The following is a 438-nucleotide window of genomic DNA, read 5'->3' on the forward strand; positions in this document are numbered from 1 at the left end:
TTGTAAGGTCCCGGGATGTGGTGTGACGGATCGACTCTGAAGCGTTCGGGCTCTTTGATCCAGGCTTGGCAGATGCGTTCGTAGGGTGTCAGGCCGCGTAGCGTCTTGAGCCGGCGGGCGTGATTGTAGGCATCCACGAAGAGTTGGAGATGATCTCTGAGCTGATCGTGGCTGTCGTAATGATAGCGTTTGACCGTCGCGTCCTTGATCGTGCGGTTCATCCGCTCGACCTGACCGTTGGTCCAGGGATGGTTCACCTTGGTGAGCCGGTGCTCGATGTCGTTCTCGGCACAGACGCGGCCGAAGATGTGCGCGAAGGCGGAAATGTCCTTCTTGCGGTTGGTGAACTGAATGCCATTGTCTGTCAGGACGATGTGGATGCGGTAGGGCACCGCCAGGATCAGATCGCGCAAGAACTGCGCTGCCTCCATCTTGCCG

General features: G+C 58.4%; 1 protein-coding gene. It reads right to left on the bottom strand.

All coding sequences use genetic code 11. From position 1 onward, the window contains the following. A partial coding sequence (locus E4V01_RS25455) for an integrase core domain-containing protein (RefSeq protein ID WP_135300310.1) occupies positions 1-438 on the bottom strand: 438 nt, incomplete at both ends.

Origin of the sequence: Methylorubrum sp. Q1, from assembly GCF_004683995.1 — a bacterium.
In the GTDB taxonomy this organism is placed as follows: Bacteria; Pseudomonadota; Alphaproteobacteria; order Rhizobiales; family Beijerinckiaceae; genus Methylobacterium.